Below are 2,590 nucleotides of genomic sequence, written 5' to 3' on the forward strand. Positions count from 1 at the left end.
AGGCTGCCCACCGGGCCGGCCCAGAGCCACGCGGTGACGCGCTCGGCCAGCTCGTCGGCCGTCGGGGCGCCCGGCTCGTCGCGGTGCGCCAGCCACCAGTCGCCCGCGCCCTTGACGAAGCCGACGGCGCCCGAGGCCCAGACGTCGGCCGGCTGCCCGTCGAGCACCGAGGCGCCCCCGCGCCCGTGCAGCAGCGCGACGAAGGGCCGGGCGATGATCGACGCGATGTCGTCCAGGAAGCGGTTCAGGGTGACCGACGAGCCCTCCGCGACCGGCCGCGTGACGAACCAGTAGACGCTCGGCGAGCCGTCGATCATCTCCAGGTAGGCCTCGATCATCGATCGGAGACCGTCGCGCGGGCTCACCGCGCTGCTCACGGCCTCGTCCAGACGGGCGTGCATGTCCTCCAGGACGACCTCGCCGACGGCGGCCTGCAGGCCGCTCTTGTCGACGAAGTACCGGTAGACGATCGACTTGGACGTGCCGGCCTCCGCCGCGATCTCGTCCATCGACACGTCGGGACCGCGCAGGTGGACCGTCTTGCGGGCGACCCGGGCCAGCTCGGCGCGGCGGGCCGCCCGGTGCAGGTCCCAGCGGCGCGAGCGGCCGTCCACCGCCTCGACGACGGGGTCGCCCGCCGACGACGGCGCCTCGTCCGGGACGCCCTCCGACGCAGGCGAGGGCCCACCGGTGGCCCGCACCGGTGCGTCCTCGTCCTGCGGCAGCGTCGCCGTTGTGATCCGACCCACGAAACCGAAGGTATCAGGTACTGTCGGTGTCAGACAGATCCGGAGGCGGACGTGCCTCCGCTCGGCTCAGCACGAGCTCAGTGACGAGAACGCAGCGAACGAGAGGGAGCCCCTGATGGCGGCACGCGAGACAGGCAGGCCCGGGACGACGGCGGGGAGCGGCCAGGGGGCGCAGGGCGCGGCGAACGGCGGGCCGCGACGCGCCGTCGTCGTCGGGGGCAACCGCATCCCGTTCGCCCGCGCGGGCGGGCCGTACGCGCACAGCTCCAACCAGGACATGCTCACCGCGGCCCTCGAGGGCCTCGTCGCGCGGTTCGGACTGGCCGGCGAGCGGGTCGGCTCGGTCGCGGCCGGCGCCGTCCTCAAGCACTCCCGCGACTTCAACCTCACCCGCGAGGCGGTGCTCGGCTCGGCGCTGGCGCCGACGACGCCGGCGTACGACGTGCAGATGGCGTGCGCGACCGGGATGGAGACCGTCGTCGGGCTGGCGAACAAGATCCGGCTCGGCCAGCTGGAGTCGGCGATCGCGGGCGGCGTGGACTCCGCGTCCGACGCGCCCATCGCCGTGAGCGAGCCGCTGCGCCGGGTCCTCCTGGACCTCGCGCGCGCCAAGACCCCGCAGCAGAAGCTCAAGGCCGTCGCGCGGCTGCGCCCGGCGCACCTCGCGCCGTCGGCGCCGACCACCGGCGAGCCGCGCACCGGGCTGTCCATGGGCGAGCACCAGGCGCTCACCACGGCGGCCTGGGGCGTGAGCCGCGAGGCGCAGGACGAGCTGGCCGCCGCCAGCCACCACCGCCTCGCCGCCGCCTACGACCGGGGGTTCTTCGACGACCTGCTCACCCCGTACCGGCGCCTCACGCGGGACGCGAACCTGCGCGCCGACACCTCCGTCGAGAAGCTCGGGCAGCTCAGGCCCGTGTTCGGCAAGGCGCTCGACGCCCCGGCGACCATGACGGCGGGCAACTCCACGCCCCTCTCCGACGGCGCCTCGACCGTGCTGCTCGCGAGCGACGAGTGGGCGGCCGACCACGGGCTCACGCCGCTGGCGACGGTCGTCGACGCGGAGGCCGGCGCGGTGGACTTCGTCCACGGCACGGACGGGCTGCTCACCGCCGGCACCTACGCGGTCGCCCGCCTCCTGGACCGCAACGGTCTGGGCCTGGGCGACTTCGACCTCTACGAGATCCACGAGGCGTTCGCCTCGACGGTGCTCGTGAACCTCGCCGCCTGGGCCGACGAGGAGTTCTGCCGCGAGCGCCTCGGCCTGCCCGGCGCGCTGGGCACGGTGGACCGCGACCGGCTCAACGTCACCGGCTCCTCGCTGGCCGCCGGCCACCCCTTCGCCGCCACCGGCGGGCGCATCGTCGCGACGACCGCGAAGCTCCTCGCCGAGCGCAAGGCGGCCGAGGGGGGCACGCCGCGCGCCCTCATCTCCGTGTGCGCCGCGGGCGGCCAGGCCATCACCATGATCATGGAGGCAGCGTGACCGACACCTACCTGAACCTGGTCAACTCCGGGTTCACGAAGAAGCTCGCGAAGCAGCTCGGCCTGCCGCGGCCGGCCGTCCTGCGCCGCCACCGCCCCGGGGCGCCGCTGGTCCCCGGGCCGGTCCTGGTCCTGCACGACGCCGCCTCGTCGGCCGACGCCGACCTCCTCGCCACCCAGCTGCTGGCCTGGGACCTCGACGTGCGCCGGCACGCGCCCGGGGACGAGCGGGTCGGCGCGGTCGTCGTCGTGCTCACGGAGGCGGCGGGTCCGCAGGCGCTGAGCACGCCGCTGCTCGCGCTCGGCCCGGTGCTCAAGCGGCTCGCGCCCGGCGGCCGGGTGGTGACGGTGTCGCG

Annotated in this window: 2 protein-coding genes and 1 pseudogene; 2 read left to right on the forward strand and 1 reads right to left on the reverse strand. The window is 75.3% G+C overall.

Annotation, left to right across the window (positions count from 1 at the left end):
- Positions 1-749, reverse strand: a 749-nt coding sequence (locus N866_RS18060; protein ID WP_245612659.1) for a TetR/AcrR family transcriptional regulator, incomplete at its 3' end; no start/stop codon positions are given.
- A gap of 115 nt (positions 750-864) precedes the next feature.
- On the opposite strand from N866_RS18060, the gene N866_RS18065 reads away from it, so the two are divergent.
- Both N866_RS18065 and N866_RS18070 read left to right on the forward strand, forming a co-directional pair.
- A complete protein-coding gene (locus N866_RS18065; RefSeq protein ID WP_034229299.1) occupies positions 865-2,235 on the forward strand; it encodes an acetyl-CoA C-acetyltransferase in 1,371 nt (456 codons plus the stop codon).
- Positions 2,232-2,590: pseudogene (locus tag N866_RS18070) on the forward strand (3-oxoacyl-ACP reductase); the annotation flags it as partial. The gene N866_RS18065 and the pseudogene N866_RS18070, both read left to right, overlap by 4 nt.

Source organism: Actinotalea ferrariae CF5-4 (genome assembly GCF_000603945.1).
Taxonomy (GTDB): Bacteria; Actinomycetota; Actinomycetes; order Actinomycetales; family Cellulomonadaceae; genus Actinotalea; species Actinotalea ferrariae.

What these genes read in the sequence shown, in the direction of transcription:
- N866_RS18065 (WP_034229299.1), top strand. Translation starts at nt 865, where the DNA reads ATGGCGGCACGCGAGACAGGCAGGCCCGGGACGACGGCGGGGAGCGGC.